Source organism: Comamonas sp. 4034 (assembly GCF_050434545.1).
In the GTDB taxonomy this organism is placed as follows: Bacteria; Pseudomonadota; Gammaproteobacteria; order Burkholderiales; family Burkholderiaceae_C; genus Comamonas; species Comamonas odontotermitis.
Genome location: NZ_JBNDIT010000001.1, coordinates 121,818 through 139,065, shown reverse-complemented (window position 1 = coordinate 139,065; position 17,248 = coordinate 121,818). Strand labels below are relative to the sequence as shown.

Below are 17,248 nucleotides of genomic sequence, written 5' to 3'. Positions count from 1 at the left end.
AAATGATGGTCAGGCCGCAGGCTGGATCTTTTCGAGGCAATAGCCCAGGCCGCGCACGGTGGCAATGCGCACGGGGCCCTTCTCGATTTTCTTGCGCAGGCGGTGGATGTACACCTCGATTGCATTGGTGCTGACTTCTTCGCCCCATTCACACAGGCGCTCGACCAACTGGTCCTTGCTGACGAGGCGGCCGCTGCGCTGCAGCAACACCTCCAGCAGGCCCAGCTCGCGCGCGGACAACTCCAGCATCCGGCCTTCCAGCGTGGCGACGCGCCCCGCCTGGTCGTATTCCAGCGGTCCGTGCTGGATCAGGGTGGTGCTCATGCCTGCGCTGCGGCGCGTGAGAGCCCGCACGCGCGCTTCCAGCTCCGACAGCGCAAAGGGCTTGGCCATGTAGTCGTCGGCCCCCAGATCGAGGCCTTGCACGCGCTCGTCCACGCTTTCGGCGGCGGTGAGAATCAGCACGGGTATCGCAGAGCCACGCGCGCGCAGCCTTTTGAGCACTTCCAGCCCGTGCATCTTGGGCAGGCCCAGGTCGAGGATCAGCAGGTCAAACTCGTTGTTGGCCATCAGTGCGGCATCGGCTTCGGTGCCAGTGGCCACGTGGTCCACCACAGCGCCCGAGTTGCGCAGACTGCGCAGCAGGCCGTCGGCCAGCACCTGGTCGTCTTCGGCAATCAGAATTCGCATGGGGTCTCCTGTTGGTGGTATGCGCTGCGCGCTGTTTCGGCTGATTCTAGAGCCTGTTGACGCTGTGTATGGCGATTGGCCGGGCCTGGCGCTGTGCCTGCAGGCGAGCGTGTATGACCGCGTCACAAAAATGCCGCACGGCATCGCGTACCATGCGCGTACGCGTTTTCAGCCCCGGCATGGTGCCCTGGCGCACAGGCGTGTTCAACCAGACAGGGCAGAATGAAACGGGATACCCAGGTGTTGGGGTGGCGGTTGCGCCGCCGCCGGATAGCGGCGGTCATGGCCTTGCTGGCGCTGGTTGCGATCTGTCTGCACCTGAACACCATGCGCCTGCCCTGGCACGGTGCAATCGCAGCAGAGCGTGCTGCTCCGGCTGCGAACGCGCAGCTGGCGCGTTACCACGCAACAGAGCAGGCCAAACCGGTCATCGGCATTCGCGACAACCTCTCGGGTCTGACCTACAGCCCGCACACCCATACCCTCTTTGCCGTAATCAACCGCCCGCCCAGCGTGGCCGAGCTGAACACCAAGGGCGAACTGCTGCGCCTCATGCCCCTGGAAGGCGCCGATGACCCTGAAGGGGTTGCCCATATCGATGGCAACTGGTTCGCCATTGCGGACGAACGCCGCAACCGCATCCACTGGGTGGAGATCGTGCCGGAAGGCCGCAAGGTGGTGCTGAGCCAGACCCAGTCTCTGGCATTGGGCGATACGGAGATCAAGAACTTCGGAGTGGAAGGCCTGAGCTGGGACGGGCAGCGCCGGCAACTCGTTGCAGTGACGGAAAAATGGCCCATGCAGGTATTGCGCATCAGCCTGCCCGCCTTCGCTCTCGGTACTGGCGCTTCGCCCTCCGTGACTGTCAAGTCGTGGGAGCCTGCCGACCCCACCGGCCTGCCCACCACCGATCTGGCGTCGGTCGAAGTCGATCCCCGCACGGGCAATCTGCTGCTGCTGGGAGAGGAGTCGTCGGTGCTGTACGAATACGACCGCAATGGCGATCTGGCCGGCCTGATGCCGCTGTGGGCAGGCGAAAGCGGGCTGGAGCGCACCATTCCCCAGCCCGAAGGCGTGGCCATGGATGGCTCTGGCGTGCTGTACCTGGTCTCTGAGCCGAATCTCTTCTATCGCTTCGAAAAACGGAGCTAATAGCGCTTGCTGGATAAGCGCTAGAGCCGCTTTCGATCAAAAAATCCGGTCATCGCTGCCGCAATACGCCTCCAGCCCCAGTTTCACCACCGTCGCCACCTCGTCGCCCACCTCGGTGCGGAACTCGGCCTCTGCCTGTGTTACTGCGCGCTCGAAAGCCTGCAGCCACAGCAGGCCGGAGCCGGTAAAGCGCACGATGCGGGCTCGTGCGTCGCGCGGATCGCTCTCGCGCGTCACCAATCCCCAGGCTTCGCACTGATCCACCAGGTTGGCCATGGCCTGCTTGCTCATGCCAGCGCGCTCGGCCAGGTTGGTCAGGCGGTCACCGGCCAGCGCCAGGTGCCGGGTAATGTGGATATGGGCGGCGCTCACCTGGTCGCGCGCTGCCAGGTTCGACAGGGCAAGTGGTACCGCTTCGTCCTGTGCCATCAGCTGCAGCACGCGGGCATCGAAGCGGCGCATGGCATGGCCCAGAAGGCGGCCCAGGTGCGTCAGGCGCCAGCTGTCGTCGGGCAGGTGGGGAAGAAGAATGGGCATGGGTCCTTGAAAACAAAGGGTTTTTTCGCCAGATCATGTCGGTGTCGGTATTTTATATATAGTCAACTAAACTGACTAAAAAAATGATTTTATAAAATATACCAATCCCATAAACTACTGTTCAAGCATCCAGTCTGTATATGCAAACAGCTGGATAGAAATCCATACGACATGACTCTTAAACGCAAGGACAAATCCATGAACGCCACCGCTACCAAGCCAGAAGCCAATACCGAAAAAGCCAAAGCCCTGGCTGCGGCGCTTGCCCAGATCGAAAAGCAGTTCGGCAAGGGCACGATCATGAAGTTGGGAGAGGGCGAGGCGATTGAGGATATCCAGGTTGTCTCCACCGGCTCGCTGGGGCTCGACATTGCCCTTGGCGTAGGCGGCCTGCCGCGTGGCCGTGTGATTGAAATCTACGGCCCTGAATCGTCCGGCAAGACCACGCTGACGCTGCAGGTGATTGCCGAAATGCAAAAACTGGGCGGTACCTGTGCCTTCATCGACGCCGAACACGCGCTCGATACCAGCTATGCGCAAAAGCTGGGCGTGAACCTGCCGGACATACTGATCAGCCAGCCCGATACCGGCGAGCAGGCGCTGGAGATCGTGGACAGCCTGGTGCGCTCGGGCGCCGTTGACCTGATCGTGGTGGACTCGGTCGCCGCCCTGACGCCCAAGGCTGAAATCGAAGGCGAAATGGGCGACCAGTTGCCCGGCCTGCAGGCGCGCCTGATGAGCCAGGCGCTGCGCAAGCTGACCGCCACCATCAAGAAGACCAACTGCACGGTCATCTTCATCAACCAGATCCGCATGAAGATCGGTGTGATGTTCGGCAGCCCCGAAACCACGACGGGCGGCAACGCGCTCAAGTTCTACGCCTCGGTGCGTCTCGATATCCGTCGCACCGGCACCATCAAGAAGGGTGACGAAGCCATCGGTAATGAAACCAAGGTGAAGGTTGTCAAGAACAAGGTTTCGCCTCCGTTCAAGACCGCCGAGTTCGACATCCTCTTTGGCGAAGGCATCTCGCGCGAAGGCGAAATCCTCGACATGGGCGTCAATGCCCGCATCATCGAGAAAAGCGGCGCCTGGTATGCCTACAACGGAGAGAAGATCGGCCAGGGCCGCGACAACTCGCGCGAATTCCTGCGCGAGAATCCCGACCTCGCCATCGAGATCGAGAACAAGGTGCGCGAAAGCCTGAACATCTCGCTGCGCCCCGCCGAAGACGGCGTGATCGCAGGCCCCGATGCCGATGGAGAGGCTGCCTGACCCGGGCTCGCCATCCATTGGATTCAGTAAAAATAGCTGTCTGCGCACAGTAGATGTGCGCAGGCAGCTATTTGTTTTATAGCAATTCGGGTGTCATTCGGAATGTCGTTTGCCAAACTCTCCCTCCAAGGCCGCGCACTGCGCTATCTGGCGCAGCGCGAGCACTCGCGTGCCGAACTGGTGACCAAACTCAGCCCGCACCTGGAAGAGGGCGATGATCTGAATGCCGTGCTCGATGCGCTGGAAGCCAAGGGCTTCATCAGCGCCGAGCGACTGGTGGACAGCGTGCTCCATACCAAGGCGGCGCGCTTCGGCGCCAATCGCGTGGCGCAGGAGTTGCGCCACAAGGGTGTGGATGCCGAGCTGATTGCCGACGCCATGGACCGCCTGCGGGGCACCGAGCTGCAGCGGGCCTGCGAAGTCTGGCGGCGCCGCTTTGGCGAGCAGCCTTCCACGCCGCAGGAGCGGGCAAAACAGATGCGTTTTCTGGCCAGCCGCGGTTTTGGCGGAGAGGTGGTGCGCAAGGTGCTGGATGGAGCCGGGGAAGAGGGCCTGTAGCGCGGCCATGCCGAACAGGCATATCTGCTAGCCGCTCGAAGGCAGTGCTCAGCAGCATCGATTTTGGCCACAGTGTGGGCTCTACAGGAGACTTCACATGCAAAGACGACAGTTTGCCAGCGCCCTGCTGGCATTGGGAGCCATGCCGTTGGGGGCAGGTGCCCAGCCATCATTTTCTTCCAAGCCCATCCGCATCATGGTGCCCTTCGGCCCGGGAGGCGTAGCCGACCTCACCGTGCGCATCGTGGCGCAGAAAATGACCGAGCTGCTCGGCGGCCAGCCCATCATCGTGGACAACAAGCCGGGTGCGGGCGGCGTGGTGGCTGCCGAGCAGGTGGTGCGGGCCGCGCCCGATGGCCTTACGCTGCTGCTCATGTCGAATGCCAACGCGGTTGCAGAGGGGCTGTTCAAGTCGCTTTCGTACAACGCGGCCAAGGACTTTGCACCGATCTCCACGCTGGGCTATTTTGATCTGGCCGTGCTGGTGCTGCAGGACAGTCCGATCCGTTCGCTGCAGGATCTCGTCGCCCAGGCCAAGGCGTGGCCTGGCAAGCTCAATATCGGCACCATCAATATGGGCAGCACGCAGCACCTGGCGGCAGAGCTGCTCAAGACCACGCTGGGCATCGATGTGCAGATCGTGCCTTTCAATGGCTCGCCCGCCGTGCTCAACGCGCTGCGTGGCAAGCAGGTGGATGCGGCCGTTGAAATTCTCGCGCCGGTGATGGCCCAGGTCAGCAGCAAGGTACTGCGGGCACTGGCCGTCATGGGTGACAAGCGCGCGGCCGGGCTGTCGCAGGTTCCCACCGTGGCCGAGAGCGATGCGGCGGCCAAGGGTTTCAGCGTGGCCTCGTGGAATGCGCTGGCCGCGCCGGCAAAGACGCCTCAGGCCATCATCGCGCGGCTCAGCCAGGCGGCGAATGCGGCGCTGGCCTTGCCCGACGTGAAGCAACGCCTGCAAGACCTGGGTGTTGAGGCGCGGGGCAGCACCGCCGAGCAGCAGGCGGCGCTGTTGAACAGCGAAATCCAGCGCTGGGGTGCCGTGATCCAGCGTGCCGGCATTCCAAAGCAGTAAGGGCCTACCCATGCAAACTTCATTTTCTGCATATGCCGCCGCCGTGGCCCTGGTGGCTGGCGGCGCCATGGCTGTTCATGCGCCTGCCCGGGCTGCCGACGGCAGCAGCGTGCAGCTGTACGGCCTGGTGGATGCCTATGTCGGCTCCATGCGGCGCAGCGACCAGTTGGCCCGCACCCTGGTGGTCAACAGCAATGGCATGACCACGTCCTACTGGGGCCTGCGCGGCAGCGAAGACCTCGGAGGCGGTCTCAAGGCCTTGTTCACGCTGGAGAGCTTTTTTCAGACCGACAGCGGATCGAACGGACGCAACAGCGCCGATCCTTTTCTGTCGCGCAATGCCTGGGTAGGGCTTGCGGGCGGCTTCGGGCAAGTGACGGCCGGGCGGCAGACCAACCGGCTGTTCGTGGCCAGCGGCCAGTTCGATCCATTCGGCGGCTCGCTGCAGTTCTCTCCCATCATGCTCCAGACCTGGCAGGTGGCATACGACCGCGCGGTGCTGGGCGACAGCGTGTGGAACAACACCGTGCAATACACCTCGCCGACCATCGGCGGTTTTCGTGCCGATGTTTCCTATGGCTTTGGAGAACAGGCAAGGGACCACGGCCGCAGCAACAAAAGCCTGGCCATCAACTATGCGCAGGGGGCCCTCGCGGCTGCGCTGGTTGCGCAAACCGTGGAGTATGGGCCGGGGCTGGATGGCACCGGCATCACCCGCCAGACGGCGGTGCTGGCGGCCGTCTCCTACGATCTGGGCATGGCCAAGGTCTATGGCCAGTGGCAGCGGGCGCGCACGCCTGATCTGGGCACCAGGGCCAACACTGCCCAGCTGGGCGTGGGGATTCCAGTGGGCGCGGCAGGCAGATTCATGGCCTCGGTGGCGCGCACCCGGCGCGATGCTTCCAATGCCGACAATAGCCGCCGCACCAACTGGGCGGTGGGCTATGACCACCAGCTGTCGCGGCGCACCGACCTGTATGCCATCTACCTGAGCGACAAGCTCTCGGGTCATGGTGTGGAGGGCAGCATCGGGGCGGGCATACGCCACCGTTTCTGAACCGCATTCAAGCCTTGTTGCGGCGCGATGGCGCAGACGACTCTGGCCGGGCGCCTGCAATGCCGTGGTGCCGAAGGAGTCGTGCCAGCTTGCGGGATTTCGGCGTGCGCGCCCTTGCCTGTTCCCCAGTGCACGCCTTGCAGGGCTGCACTGGGCGACAATGGCGCCATGACCCTCTCTGAGCAACCACGCAATCCTCTCCATGGCATGACGCTGGAGCGCATCCTGAACGAGCTGGTGGATTACTTCGGCTGGCCGGGGCTTGGGGCGCGCATTCCGGTGCGCTGCTTTACGCTCGACCCCAGCATCACCTCCAGCCTGAAGTTTCTGCGCAAGACGCCTTGGGCCCGCGAGAAGGTGGAGAGTCTCTACCTGTTCATGCTGCGCGAGCAAAAGCGCAATGAGCGCAACGAGCGCAACGAGCGCGACTGAGCATGCTCGCCGTGCAGTTCCTTGCTGCATGCATCAAAAGCATCGATGGCATATGGCAGTATTGCGCTAATTGCTATTATTAATATAGCTAATTGCGCCCTCACCCCCCCCAGCGAATTCGTAGCTGAGCGTGTGAGCGTCTGGCCGGGGAGGCGTTGCCATATGCACACCTGGACGCGATCCGTACGTGCTGGTTACCCCGTGTTTGCGCGAACGGTATTACCCTGTAGTTTGGTTGCGGCGGGCGCGCAAGGGGTCCGCCAGATCGATCAGACTCTGCAGGAGACTTTTGCATGACTCCCAAAAACACCATATGCCTCTGGTACCAGGGCGACGCCCTGGAGGCAGCGCGTTTTTACGCGCAGACTTTTCCTGACAGCACGGTGGGCCAGATCCACCGCGCACCCGGCGACTACCCCGATGGCAAGCAGGGTGACGTGCTGGTGGTGGAATTCACCGTTGCCGGTATCCCGTGCATCGGGCTCAACGGCGGGCCGCATTTTCAGCACAACGAATCGTTTTCGTTCCAGATCGCCACCGACGACCAGGAAGAGACAGACCGGCTGTGGAACGCGGTTGTGAGCAATGGCGGGCAGGAGAGTGCCTGCGGCTGGTGCAAGGATCGCTGGGGCATCTCGTGGCAGATCACCCCGCGTGCCCTCACGCAGGGCGTTTTCAATGCCGACCCTGCCACGGCGCAGCGCGTATTTGCCGCCATGATGACCATGACCAAGATCGACATCGCGGCCATCGAAGCTGCCCGCAAGGGGGCGTGAGGCCGGGCCTCTGACCAGACGAGGAGCAAAGGCCCAACTGGTGGATCGGCCGATTTTTGCTGCATTGCCATCCATGCTTCTTCTATGATGTCTGCAGCGGCGCCATTTGCCGCAGGCAACCGGGAGACCAGCCAAGATGGCAGAACAAGTACCAAAAGGGGCAGTGGGCTCCGCACTGCGCACGGGTGCAAGCGCAGGCATGTCGATGGTGGGGGGAATCGCACTGGGCGTGGCGCTCGCCTTTGCATTGGGCTTGCTCAGCACCATCTATTACCTGGTGCTCTGGAGCAGCGCCAAGGCGACATTGCCCGCTGATGCGCTGGGGGCCGGGCCTGTGGTGGTTCTGGTCTTGCTGGCGCTCACCATCCCCGCCTATTTTTTCACGGGCATGAATCTGGGCCGTGGCATGGCGCTGGCCAAGCTGGTGCGCCGTTATGGCCCGAAATTGGCGCAGCCCCTGGCCGATCAACTGGCAACCCGGATAGAAGCGCTGCCTGCGGCGCACCGCACCTTCCATCGCGGCGCGGATGTGTTTTCGGCAGAGGCAGCGGTGGAGAAAATCAAACCCCTGGTGGGGGACGGTGCGGTCGTGCGCAAGGTCGTCGGAATGCTGATGGACCGGTTGCCACTGTCCGAGTTGATGCAGGAGTGGGGCGAGACCCGTGCGGCCCATGGCGGTGGAGAGGCGCTGCCAGGCGATCCAGCGCTGCGCAGCTTTCTGGCCACTCGCATTCAGCAGACATTGGACGGCATGGCGTCGCCCGCCCTGACATGGCTGGGCGTATTGCTGGCCCTGCACGCCGTCGTCTTTGGCGCAGGCCTGTGGTTGCTGCGCGGCTGACCGCCGCAGATGCTCAACGACTGGCCAGGCGCTGGATGCCCAGCAGCACCAGCGCGCCGCCAGCGAGGCCGTTGACTGCCCGCTCCATGCGCAGGTAGCCACGGCGCAGTGCCGCATTTCCGAACACCCAGGTGATCCCCAGGTGCCAGCCCAGCGACAGGCAGGTAACCAGCAGCACGGTTGCCACATGGAACCAGGCTGGCGCATGCAAGGGAACAAGCGCGGCAAACGCACTGGTCCAGAACGCTGCCCCCTTGGGGTTGGTGACCCCTGTCAACAGCCCGGACCGGTAAGCCGCCATGCGTGAAGCAAGGCGCGGCGTTTGCGCGACGGTGCCAGATTCGGCACTGCGGCGTGAGCGGAATGCTGACCGCAGCAGCCCAGCCCCATACCAGACCAGATAAGCCGCCCCCGCCACCCGCACACCGGTTGCCAGCCACGGGTGCTGCGCCAGCAGGGTGGACAGGCCCGCGAGCGCCAGCACCACCCAGAAGATGGAGCCGGTGGTGAGGCCCAGCACCACAAAGCGCGCCGCCATGTGCTCCCCTTGCAGCGCCAGCTGGCTCAGGATAAAGAAATTGGGGCCAGGGCTGGCAAGCACGGCCAGGTAGATGCCGGCAATGGTGAGCAGCGAAACAAGATAGGACATGGTGCGCGGGGAGAGCAGGGAAGGGGGACGGACGCCTGTCTGTGATTGTGGTACCGAACCGGTGTTGCGCTGATGCTGGTTTTGCAGCGCTGTGATGCGCCGTGGATTGCCGTGGTGCGTGTTGCGCGGCGCAAAGCATGCGGCTGCAACCAACCTATGGTTTCTCCCCGGTTTGACAAATCGGTGACAGTTCACGTGCCAGGCGTGGCCGGATGATGCGTTTCGCAAGAATTTATATCTATAACTTCATTGCGAATATTTATAAAAGTTCATCCAGGCATTGTTGATATCGGTCGGGCGAGGAAGGTTGGTCAACGGTGCCGACGCACCATTTTTGGAGAAGCATAGAGCATGATGAAAACGCACTTCTACAGCAGATCTCCATTGTTCTACGCCATGTCGGCAGCCTTGTTGCTGACCGCGTGCGGAGGCAGTGGTTCCAGCGACGACGGTGGCGAAACACCCGCCACCCCCAAGCCCACCACCATTGTGGATGGGGTTCCCGCCATTGATCCGTTGATCGCGTCGGCTTCGCAAAAGCTGATGGCTGACAAAAAAATCCAGGACATCATGGCCGAGCTGAACACGGCGGCCAGCGAAAAGCAGCGCTACAACCAGCACATGGAGCTGGTGCGCATTGCTTCGCCATCGCGCTACGAAAACCGCATGGCCCAGGAGGTGCATCGCCGTTTCGTGAACGACTGGGGCTTTGCGGCCAACGAAGTGAAGACCCGCGCTGATGGCAATCTGCCCGGCTCGGACGTGCAGATTGTCGATGGCCTGCCGGTGTACAACGCCTGCGTGGAAATCAAGGGCAGCTATTCGGGCAGCCCAGGCGCCAAGTCGTACAAGGGCCAGTATCCCAAGGTGCTGATCGAGTCGCACATCGACGTGGTCAACCCCGAGGTGCTGCCGCCCGAGGACAAGAAATACCAGCCGATCAAGCTGCAGCCGATCACCGACCCCGTGGTGACGACCCCTGCGCAACTGGCTGCGATCAAGACGGAACTGGCCTTCGACGCCAATGGACGTATCGTCGAAGACGACAACTATGCGCGCTCGAGCAAATGGTTTGCGACGCAGGACGAGGCCAAGGCCGGTGGCGGTGTGCGCATGTATGTGCCGGGCTACTCGGATGCGATGGGAAACACCACCAACGTGTTCACCATGGCGCGCATGTTCAAGAAATACGGCATCAAGCCGGTGTATGACGTGTGGCTGTGCGGCACGGCAGGCGAAGAGGGCAAGGGCAACCTGGCCGGCATGAAGCAGCTGTATGGCTTCGAGCAGGACCTGGGCACCGGATCGAACCCGCTGAACTTCGTTGCCAACTTCGGCTCGGAAGGCGGCGGCACGGTCAACTTCACCGGCAGCTACCGCTTCGAGATGAAATTCAAGGCGCCAGCCACACCGGGCGCAGGCCCAAGCGCTGTCGAAGCCATGGCCTCCACCATTGCCAAGATTGCCGACCTGAAGACGCCTTCGGAGGAGCGCAGTGGCGCCCTCAAGACCACGTACACCGTGGGCCAGGCCAGCTGCGAAGCGCCCGCTGCCGGCAGCGATGTGGTGCCCAGCTGCTCCTTGCTGGTGGACATGCGCTCGGAGCGCACCGACACCTTGAACGAGATGCGTGCCAAGATCGAACCCACCTTCAAGGCGGGCATGACGGCGGAGAACACCCGCTACAGCAAGGCCGATGGCTCACCCGAAGCGGTGTCCATCGAGCAGGTCTGGTACGGCCTGCGTCCTGCGTTCGTCAATGGCAACACCGCCAACATCGCGCTGCAGGTGGGCTGGCAGGCTGCCCAGTCGGTGGGTGTGGACAACACCGGCAAGGTGCCCTCGGGCTCGACCAGCCTGAACGACAACGTGCCTGCCAACACCGGGGTGCCCACCTACAACTGGTCGCTCGCATCGGATGTGGCGGGCGGTGGCGGCCACGCGTTCTGGGAATGGGGCACGCGCGGCGATCCCAAGCGCGAAGCCAAGCGTATCCAGCGCGCCATGATGGCGGTGTTGATGGCCTCGGGCTACAACCTCTCCGATGGCACGGTCATCACGCCAGCGCTCGACCCGATCGGCGTGCGCACCCGTGAAGTGAAGTAAGCCACACGCAGGAGTCAACACCATGAAGAAAACCATTTCCACCCTGTTTCTGGTCGCATCCGCTTGGGGCGCCGGTATGGCGCAGGCACAGACCATTGTGGCGGAGTTCCAGGGCCCCGGTGGCCACAGCAGCGGCAACTATGGCCGCACGAGCGCGCTGCATGCCGCTGCGCGCGCCATGATGGAGTTGCAGAAGTCCGGCTTGCCGGCGGGCAGCTATTCGGTCTCCGAGCTGACAGGCGGCAACTCGGTCAACTCGATCGCATCGGACGGAAAGTTCGTCGTCAAGCTCAATGCCCAGTCGGGTGTGAGCGAGAGCGATCTGCTGGCCAAGGTGACCGCAGCCGCCAAGGCCGGTACCGATGCGGAAAACGCGTTCCGCAACGTCAAGCCGGGCGATCTGACCGCAGGTGCGCCAGCGGATATCCGCTACAGCGTGACCCAGCCGTAAGCTGCGCCGCAGGCAGCAAAAAAGGGGAGCACTCGCTCCCCTTTTCTCATCTTTGATAGCGCCTGCCGCTTTACAGGTGGGCGCTGAAGACTGATTTCGCTTGAGTCTATGGGCGCTGCGCCAGAGTCTTGCCTTCCTGGGACATGGCACGCAGATGGCGTTCCACACGCAGGAAGACGACGATCATCATCAGGAACACGAACGACCACAGCAGCACGGTGAAGACCAGCAGGTTGCTCGGTTCGAGCAGGCGCTCCAGCCAGCCTGGCGTTGCAGCCTGCGCATCACTCTCGCCCGCCTTGGTGCTGAATACCATGTTGTAGTTGAGCAGTAGATTGCTCACCACGATGGATGCGGTCTGCTTGCTGATGCCCGCCTGCACCTGCGGGTCGGCCAGCAGGGTCTTGAGAGCGGCTGGCGCGCCCAGTACAAATGCACGGCCTGCGTCGTAGTTGTAGCTGGTGATGATGCTGCGCGTCTGGTTCAGCAAGGACTCGCCAATGCTGGTGGGCTGGGGCTGCCAGCCATCGCCGTCAGCCGCCTCGATGGCAGCGGCTGCAGCCGTGGTTGCGTCGACCGCTGCAACGTCAAGGTCAGCACGCTCCTTGGCCTGCATGGCCGCCACCAGAGCAGGCAGCGCCTGTGCTGGCGCCAGGCCTCGCTCGTTGTTGTCGTCTTCCAGCTTCTTGCGCTGCGCGGGGTTGCGCTCGATGGCAGCGCGCACCAGGGCATCCACTGCTGCAAAGGCGGCAACGACCGCTGTATCGGCCGCCAGCTTGCCATCGTTGAGGGTCTGGCTGGCATCGCCATAGCCGAAGTCGGAATAGGTGATCTTCTTGAGTTCTTCGTCGCTGATCTTGAGCGCTGCCCAGTCACGGTCCTTGTGGGCTTCCTCCACTGCGGTGTCCGGCTTGGGTTTGCGCACGGCCTCCCAGCTCCACAAGGCAAAGTTGAACAAGGTGAACAGCACCAGGATCACCATCACCAGGCGCATCAGATACAGCAGGCCACTCTCTATTTTTCCGAGCATCGATTCCATCCCCCATGGGTTATGCAAAGCCCGCGAGTGTGCCATGTGCCCATGACGCGATGGTGGTTGCCGCTCGTCTCTGTGGTTACTGTTTGTTGCGAGGCTGGCGGGTGCACCACCAGCAGATCAGCGAGCCCAGGGTGACCAGGGCCACACCTTGCCAGAAGCTCCAGCCCGGTTGCACCTGCAGCCACACCGTACCCACCAGGGCTGACAGCACGGGGGTGAAGTACGAGCCTACCGCCATCACCGTGAGATTGCCGTGGCGGATGCCGTAATCCCAGCAGCTGTAGCCCAGCGCCGTAAGACCGCTCAGCATGCCCAGTTGCAGCACCGCAGGTATAGACCACTGCAGGGCGCTTTCGGCGCTGATGGCATATTTGGCCCACAGCACCGCCGCTACCGCCCACAAGAAGGCGGGCAGGGCGTTGGCGCCATGCGCATACCGTTTGGAGAGCACCGAGTAGCAGGGCCAGAGCCAGGCCGCGGCAAAGGCCAGGCCATAGGCGAGCGGGTTGCTCTGCACATTGGCCCACACGCTGGCAATCGACAAGGCACTGTCGCCCTTGAGTACCAGCACGATACCGGCCATGGCCAGCAGCACGCCGGGCACGAGGCCGATGCGAAAGCGCTGCAGGCCGAACACGGTGGCCAGCACGATGGTGAGGCTGGGCCAGAGGTAATTGATCATGCCCAGCTCCAGCGTCTGCGTGCGGTTGCTGGCAAAGCCGAGGGAGAGCGACAGCGCTATCTCGTACAGCACGAACAGCAGGCCGCAGCCCCACAGATAGGCGGGATGAATCTTGCGCAGCTGTACCGTGCGCGGCATGCCAAAGCGCAAGGTCACCAGCAGCGCGCTTGCCGTGAAGACGGAGGCAGCGCCACCAATCGGCCCCAGGTGTTCGGCCACGCTGCGAAACAGCCCTACCGACGTCGACCAGCACAGCACGGCTGAAAGCCCTACCAGGGTGGCGCGAGGATGGGTGCTGGGGGCGGGGGGCGAGGAGGCGTCGGAAGGCATCGGAACAGGCAGAAGCAGAAGGCGCCTTGCATGGTAGCGGCAAAGCACGGAGTCTGCCTGTCGCCTGCCGTATCAGGGGTGAATCAACCGCTTGCGCTTGATTGGGCAGCGCAAACAGCTATCAAAATAATAGTGTCAGCCGGCAATATGGCTGCCAAAGGCCAGTGCGGCAATCAGGGTGGCGACAATCACCAGCACAGCAAAGGCGATGAGGCCACGGTTTTCGCTGCGTTCGGCGGCTGCCAGCTCTTGGGCCGTAGGCACATGATTGGGTCGGGTGTAGTCCATGCTGAATCTCCAAAGCGTTGCAGCCGCACGCCGTGCAGCTGCCCAGTGGCTAGACTATAAAAGCTCGCCGTCCGCTTGTGGTGCAGCAAATCTAGGTGTTTTACCTGTATACAGAATCTGCATGCAATGTGCGCGGGCAGATATGCCCTCGCATGTGCTGACGCCCCCCGATTCCTGTTGCGTAGACGGTTTGCGCGATCAGCAGTGTTGAAGGGAACAGTGCGCGCCCGGCGAGCAATGGCCAATCGCGGCAAAAGCTGCGCGCACAGTCGATCTGCTCTACAGGCTGCGCGTGCGGTCGCCGGTGGACAGCGCGTGCATTGGGTGGCGCAAGGTAGGGTCGAACGGGTTGACCTGGCTGCTGAGCGCTCTGGCTTCGCGCAGCAGCATGTCGCGTACGGCAGGCAGGCGTTCGTCGTTCAGGCGGGCCGTGTGTGTGCCGATGGACAGCGCAGCCACCACATGGCCATTGCGGTCGAATACCGGTGCGGCCAGGCCTGCCATGCCTTCGAGCAGACCGGAGTTTCTGGCTGTGTAGCCCTGGCTCAGCGCTCTGTTGATTTCCGTGCGCATGTACACCTCGTCGTACACGTTGTAGTGCTGGATACGCGGCAGGTTGTAGCGCAGCACCTCTTCGCGCTCGGCGTCGGGCAGGTTGGCCAGAATGACGAGTGAGCCCTGGCCGACGCCCAGTGGAATGCGGCCGCCAATGTCGCCCGTGAAGGTGCGGATGGGGAACTGGCCTTCGATCCGGTCCAGACACACCGCATCAAAACCGGAGCGCACCATCAGGATCACCGTGTCGCTCAGGCTGGCAGACAGGCGCAGCAGCACGGGCCGCGCGAGGCTGCGCAGATCCTGCACACCGCCAGCAAGCGCCGCCAGCGAGAACAGATCAAGGCCCAGCCGGTATAGCTTGTGCTGCTGGTCCTGCTCCACCACGCCTTCCTGCACCAGGCCTTGCAGCAATCGGTGGGTGGTGGCCTGGGTCAGGCCGATTTCTTTGGCCAGGTGGGTCACACGCACGCCTTCCTTCTGGTGCGCGGCCAGCGCGCGCAGCACCACAAAGCTGCGATGCAGGGTGCCGCGCTGGTGGCTGGCGGTGTCTTCGTTGTCGTGGTCCATGATGTACGCGGAATAAAACAATGAGTTTTTCGATTTTTATTCCATTTAACGGAATAAATCAAATTTATCTTCCATTATTAGTATTTATACCGTGTCTCTGCCTGGCTTGCATTCCGAAAATTGGCGAATTCTTGAAAACATCGTCCATGCCCGCGCGTTGACCAGCAGGGCTGCTGTGCATGCCACCGAGGTGATCCCCATGAGCTTTTTACGTCTTCACCAAATCTCCAAACAGTACGGCACCACGCGCGTGGTCAGCGGCTTCAATCTGGAGGTGAGCAAGGGTGAATTTGTCTCGCTGCTCGGCCCGTCGGGCTGCGGCAAGACCACCACCTTGCAGATGATTGCGGGTTTTGTGGATGTGAGCGAAGGCCGTATCGAGCTGGATGGCCGCGACATCACCCGGGCCAAGGCCAACGAGCGCGGCCTGGGCATCGTGTTCCAGACCTATGCCCTTTTCCCCCACATGACGGTGCGCCAGAACGTGGAATTTGGCCTGGAGATGCGCAAGGTGGCCCAGCCCGAGCGCAGCGAACGCGCCAGCGACGCGCTAGCCCTGGTGCACCTGGCGCAGTACGCCGACCGCTACCCGCGCGAGCTGTCCGGCGGCCAGCGCCAGCGCGTGGCCCTGGCGCGTGCGCTGGTGATCAAGCCGCCGGTGCTGCTGCTGGATGAGCCGCTGTCGAACCTGGATGCCAAGCTGCGTGAGGAAATGCAGTTCGAGCTGCGCGAGATCCAGCGCAAGGTTGGCACCACCACCATCATGGTCACCCACGACCAGAGCGAAGCCATGTCGATCAGCGACCGGGTGGTGGTGATGGAGGCGGGCCGCATTACGCAGGTGGATACGCCGCATACGGTGTACGAGCACCCGCATAACGCCTTCATCTCCACCTTTGTGGGCAAGGCCAACCTGCTGCAGGCTACGGTGCAGCCGATGCCCTCGGCACAGGGCGGAACCGTGGCCCAGGTGGGCGGGGTGGCGATCGAGGTGGTGGGCACGGGAGCGCTGCCTGCCAGTGGCGCGCCCGTGTTGCTGGGCCTGCGCCCGGAGAAGATCCTGCTGTCCGCGATTGACGCTGGCCGCGTGCAGGGCCAGGTGCGCGAGCGTTTCTTTCTGGGCAATACCTGGATGTACACCGTGGAGTGTCCGCTGGGCACGCTCACCGTCACCGCCGCCAACGACGGCAGCGAGCCGCATGGGGTGGGCAGCACGGTGGGCATGGCCTGGTGCGACAGCAATGTGCGCGTGATTGCCGGTGAAGGAGTGGCCGCATGAGCCGCCCTGCCGTAACCATGGCGCAAGGCGCCCCGATGCCCGGGCGGCGCAACTGGGCCCCCTGGGGCATGAGCGCACCAGCCCTGCTGCTGTTTGCCGTGATGCTGGTGGTGCCGCTGATCCTGACGACCATTCTGTCGTTCAACGTCTACAACGCCGACAGCGGTCCGGTGGCCGGTACGTTCACCATCGAGCACTATGTGCATATCGTCACCGACAGCTACTACTACGAGATTTTCTGGCGCACGCTGTGGATCTCTGCTGTGGTCACCGTGATCTGTATTGCCATCGGCGCGCCCGAGGCCTACATCCTGAGCAAGATGCGCGCACCCTGGCGCTCCATCTTTCTGCTGATCATCCTGGCGCCGCTGCTCATCTCCGTGGTGGTGCGCGCCTTTGGCTGGAGCATGCTGCTGGGCCCGGAGGGGCTGATCAACACCGTGTTCAAGGCCGTCGGAATCGGCAGCGTGAAACTGCTCTACAACGAGACCGCCATCGTGATTGCGCTGGTGCATGTGATGCTGCCCTTCATGGTGATCCCGGTGTGGACTTCGCTGCAAAAGCTCGACCCTTCGGTGGAAAGCGCCTCGCTGTCGCTGGGGGCATCGCACGCCACTACCTTGCGCCGCGTGGTGTTCCCGCAGGTTCTGCCCGGCATTCTGTCGGGCAGCCTGATCGTGTTTGGTCTGGCGGCCAGCTCGTTTGCCATCCCGGGCCTTCTGGGCGGGCGCCGGGTCAAGATGGTCGCCACCCTCATCTATGACGAATACCTGCACGAGCTGAACTGGCCCCTGGGCGCGGCCATCGCCTTTGTGCTGCTGGCTGCCAATCTGGTCATCATGCTGGGCTGGAACCGCATGGTCGAAGGCCGCTACCGCAAGACGCTGGGCTGAATGGCGAGGTAAC

The 17,248-nt window shown here is 62.9% G+C and carries 19 protein-coding genes; 12 read left to right on the top strand and 7 right to left on the bottom strand.

Annotation, left to right across the window (positions count from 1 at the left end; translation table 11 throughout):
- Positions 1-9: 9 nt before the first annotated feature.
- Positions 10-690, bottom strand: a complete 681-nt coding sequence (locus ABIE32_RS00630) for a response regulator (RefSeq protein WP_184704474.1) — start codon at positions 688-690, stop codon at positions 10-12.
- A 222-nt stretch (positions 691-912) separates the two neighbouring features.
- Between ABIE32_RS00630 and ABIE32_RS00625 the strand changes: the two genes are divergently transcribed.
- The gene (locus tag ABIE32_RS00625) at positions 913-1,842 is read left to right on the top strand and encodes an SdiA-regulated domain-containing protein (RefSeq protein WP_429012798.1); all 930 of its coding nucleotides are present in this window, start codon (positions 913-915) and stop codon (positions 1,840-1,842) included.
- A gap of 36 nt (positions 1,843-1,878) precedes the next feature.
- Here the strand turns inward: ABIE32_RS00625 and ABIE32_RS00620 are convergent, their stop codons facing one another.
- A complete protein-coding gene (locus ABIE32_RS00620; protein ID WP_429012795.1) occupies positions 1,879-2,379 on the bottom strand; it encodes a MarR family winged helix-turn-helix transcriptional regulator in 501 nt (166 codons plus the stop codon).
- Between the two features lie 198 nt (positions 2,380-2,577).
- Here ABIE32_RS00620 and recA point away from each other — a divergent pair, with 198 nt between their 5' ends.
- The 7 genes from recA (at position 2,578) to ABIE32_RS00585 (ending at position 8,393) form a co-directional block, all read left to right on the top strand.
- On the top strand, positions 2,578-3,654 hold the full coding sequence (recA, locus tag ABIE32_RS00615; RefSeq protein WP_224150624.1) for a recombinase RecA: 1,077 nt from the start codon (positions 2,578-2,580) through the stop codon (positions 3,652-3,654).
- 102 nt (positions 3,655-3,756) lie between these two features.
- Positions 3,757-4,212, top strand: a complete 456-nt coding sequence (gene recX / locus ABIE32_RS00610) for a recombination regulator RecX (RefSeq protein ID WP_429012793.1) — start codon at positions 3,757-3,759, stop codon at positions 4,210-4,212.
- 97 nt (positions 4,213-4,309) lie between these two features.
- The gene (locus ABIE32_RS00605; protein WP_429012791.1) at positions 4,310-5,287 is read left to right on the top strand and encodes a Bug family tripartite tricarboxylate transporter substrate binding protein; all 978 of its coding nucleotides are present in this window, start codon (positions 4,310-4,312) and stop codon (positions 5,285-5,287) included.
- A 10-nt stretch (positions 5,288-5,297) separates the two neighbouring features.
- Complete coding sequence (locus ABIE32_RS00600) at positions 5,298-6,344, top strand: porin (RefSeq protein WP_429012788.1); 1,047 nt, start codon at positions 5,298-5,300, stop codon at positions 6,342-6,344.
- Positions 6,345-6,512: 168 nt separating this feature from the next.
- A complete protein-coding gene (locus ABIE32_RS00595; protein ID WP_429012785.1) occupies positions 6,513-6,776 on the top strand; it encodes a VF530 family DNA-binding protein in 264 nt (87 codons plus the stop codon).
- Positions 6,777-7,069: 293 nt separating this feature from the next.
- The gene (locus tag ABIE32_RS00590) at positions 7,070-7,552 is read left to right on the top strand and encodes a VOC family protein (RefSeq protein WP_224150619.1); all 483 of its coding nucleotides are present in this window, start codon (positions 7,070-7,072) and stop codon (positions 7,550-7,552) included.
- Positions 7,553-7,688: 136 nt separating this feature from the next.
- A complete protein-coding gene (locus ABIE32_RS00585) occupies positions 7,689-8,393 on the top strand; it encodes a hypothetical protein (RefSeq protein WP_429012782.1) in 705 nt (234 codons plus the stop codon).
- Between the two features lie 13 nt (positions 8,394-8,406).
- Here ABIE32_RS00585 and ABIE32_RS00580 read toward each other — a convergent pair whose 3' ends face one another.
- On the bottom strand, positions 8,407-9,042 hold the full coding sequence (locus tag ABIE32_RS00580; protein WP_429012779.1) for a LysE family transporter: 636 nt from the start codon (positions 9,040-9,042) through the stop codon (positions 8,407-8,409).
- A gap of 351 nt (positions 9,043-9,393) precedes the next feature.
- Here ABIE32_RS00580 and ABIE32_RS00575 point away from each other — a divergent pair, with 351 nt between their 5' ends.
- Together ABIE32_RS00575 and ABIE32_RS00570 are read left to right on the top strand one after the other, a co-directional pair.
- Positions 9,394-11,148: a peptidase M20 gene (locus ABIE32_RS00575; RefSeq protein ID WP_429012777.1), complete on the top strand. Its 1,755-nt coding sequence runs from the start codon at positions 9,394-9,396 to the stop codon at positions 11,146-11,148.
- A 22-nt stretch (positions 11,149-11,170) separates the two neighbouring features.
- The gene (locus tag ABIE32_RS00570; RefSeq protein WP_429012774.1) at positions 11,171-11,599 is read left to right on the top strand and encodes a peptidase dimerization domain-containing protein; all 429 of its coding nucleotides are present in this window, start codon (positions 11,171-11,173) and stop codon (positions 11,597-11,599) included.
- Between the two features lie 106 nt (positions 11,600-11,705).
- On the opposite strand, the gene ABIE32_RS00565 is transcribed toward ABIE32_RS00570, so the two are convergent.
- From ABIE32_RS00565 to ABIE32_RS00550, 4 genes are all read right to left on the bottom strand, one after another.
- Complete coding sequence (locus ABIE32_RS00565; RefSeq protein ID WP_429012771.1) at positions 11,706-12,638, bottom strand: hypothetical protein; 933 nt, start codon at positions 12,636-12,638, stop codon at positions 11,706-11,708.
- Positions 12,639-12,714: 76 nt separating this feature from the next.
- On the bottom strand, positions 12,715-13,650 hold the full coding sequence (gene yddG, locus ABIE32_RS00560; RefSeq protein WP_429012768.1) for an aromatic amino acid DMT transporter YddG: 936 nt from the start codon (positions 13,648-13,650) through the stop codon (positions 12,715-12,717).
- A gap of 135 nt (positions 13,651-13,785) precedes the next feature.
- Positions 13,786-13,938 (bottom strand): hypothetical protein, encoded by a 153-nt coding sequence (locus tag ABIE32_RS00555; RefSeq protein WP_429012766.1) that lies wholly within the window; start codon positions 13,936-13,938, stop codon positions 13,786-13,788.
- A 279-nt stretch (positions 13,939-14,217) separates the two neighbouring features.
- Positions 14,218-15,063, bottom strand: coding sequence for an IclR family transcriptional regulator (locus ABIE32_RS00550; protein WP_429012764.1), 846 nt, complete (start codon positions 15,061-15,063; stop codon positions 14,218-14,220).
- Positions 15,064-15,262: 199 nt separating this feature from the next.
- On the opposite strand from ABIE32_RS00550, the gene ABIE32_RS00545 reads away from it, so the two are divergent.
- Together ABIE32_RS00545 and ABIE32_RS00540 are read left to right on the top strand one after the other, a co-directional pair.
- Entirely contained in the window at positions 15,263-16,342 is a 1,080-nt protein-coding gene (locus ABIE32_RS00545) for an ABC transporter ATP-binding protein (RefSeq protein WP_429012761.1), read from the top strand.
- 35 nt (positions 16,343-16,377) lie between these two features.
- A complete protein-coding gene (locus ABIE32_RS00540; RefSeq protein ID WP_224152830.1) occupies positions 16,378-17,235 on the top strand; it encodes an ABC transporter permease in 858 nt (285 codons plus the stop codon).
- Positions 17,236-17,248 lie beyond the last annotated feature (13 nt).

Bases quoted from the DNA above. Each gene is read 5' to 3' on its own strand.
- ABIE32_RS00630 (WP_184704474.1), bottom strand. From the start codon at position 690: ATGCGAATTCTGATTGCCGAAGACGACCAGGTGCTGGCCGACGGCCTG.
- ABIE32_RS00625 (WP_429012798.1), top strand. From the start codon at position 913: ATGAAACGGGATACCCAGGTGTTGGGGTGGCGGTTGCGCCGCCGCCGG.
- ABIE32_RS00620 (WP_429012795.1), bottom strand. From the start codon at position 2,379: ATGCCCATTCTTCTTCCCCACCTGCCCGACGACAGCTGGCGCCTGACG.
- recA (WP_224150624.1), top strand. From the start codon at position 2,578: ATGAACGCCACCGCTACCAAGCCAGAAGCCAATACCGAAAAAGCCAAA.
- recX (WP_429012793.1), top strand. From the start codon at position 3,757: ATGTCGTTTGCCAAACTCTCCCTCCAAGGCCGCGCACTGCGCTATCTG.
- ABIE32_RS00605 (WP_429012791.1), top strand. From the start codon at position 4,310: ATGCAAAGACGACAGTTTGCCAGCGCCCTGCTGGCATTGGGAGCCATG.
- ABIE32_RS00600 (WP_429012788.1), top strand. From the start codon at position 5,298: ATGCAAACTTCATTTTCTGCATATGCCGCCGCCGTGGCCCTGGTGGCT.
- ABIE32_RS00595 (WP_429012785.1), top strand. From the start codon at position 6,513: ATGACCCTCTCTGAGCAACCACGCAATCCTCTCCATGGCATGACGCTG.
- ABIE32_RS00590 (WP_224150619.1), top strand. From the start codon at position 7,070: ATGACTCCCAAAAACACCATATGCCTCTGGTACCAGGGCGACGCCCTG.
- ABIE32_RS00585 (WP_429012782.1), top strand. From the start codon at position 7,689: ATGGCAGAACAAGTACCAAAAGGGGCAGTGGGCTCCGCACTGCGCACG.
- ABIE32_RS00580 (WP_429012779.1), bottom strand. From the start codon at position 9,042: ATGTCCTATCTTGTTTCGCTGCTCACCATTGCCGGCATCTACCTGGCC.
- ABIE32_RS00575 (WP_429012777.1), top strand. From the start codon at position 9,394: ATGATGAAAACGCACTTCTACAGCAGATCTCCATTGTTCTACGCCATG.
- ABIE32_RS00570 (WP_429012774.1), top strand. From the start codon at position 11,171: ATGAAGAAAACCATTTCCACCCTGTTTCTGGTCGCATCCGCTTGGGGC.
- ABIE32_RS00565 (WP_429012771.1), bottom strand. From the start codon at position 12,638: ATGGAATCGATGCTCGGAAAAATAGAGAGTGGCCTGCTGTATCTGATG.
- yddG (WP_429012768.1), bottom strand. From the start codon at position 13,650: ATGCCTTCCGACGCCTCCTCGCCCCCCGCCCCCAGCACCCATCCTCGC.
- ABIE32_RS00555 (WP_429012766.1), bottom strand. From the start codon at position 13,938: ATGGACTACACCCGACCCAATCATGTGCCTACGGCCCAAGAGCTGGCA.
- ABIE32_RS00550 (WP_429012764.1), bottom strand. From the start codon at position 15,063: ATGGACCACGACAACGAAGACACCGCCAGCCACCAGCGCGGCACCCTG.
- ABIE32_RS00545 (WP_429012761.1), top strand. From the start codon at position 15,263: ATGAGCTTTTTACGTCTTCACCAAATCTCCAAACAGTACGGCACCACG.
- ABIE32_RS00540 (WP_224152830.1), top strand. From the start codon at position 16,378: ATGCCCGGGCGGCGCAACTGGGCCCCCTGGGGCATGAGCGCACCAGCC.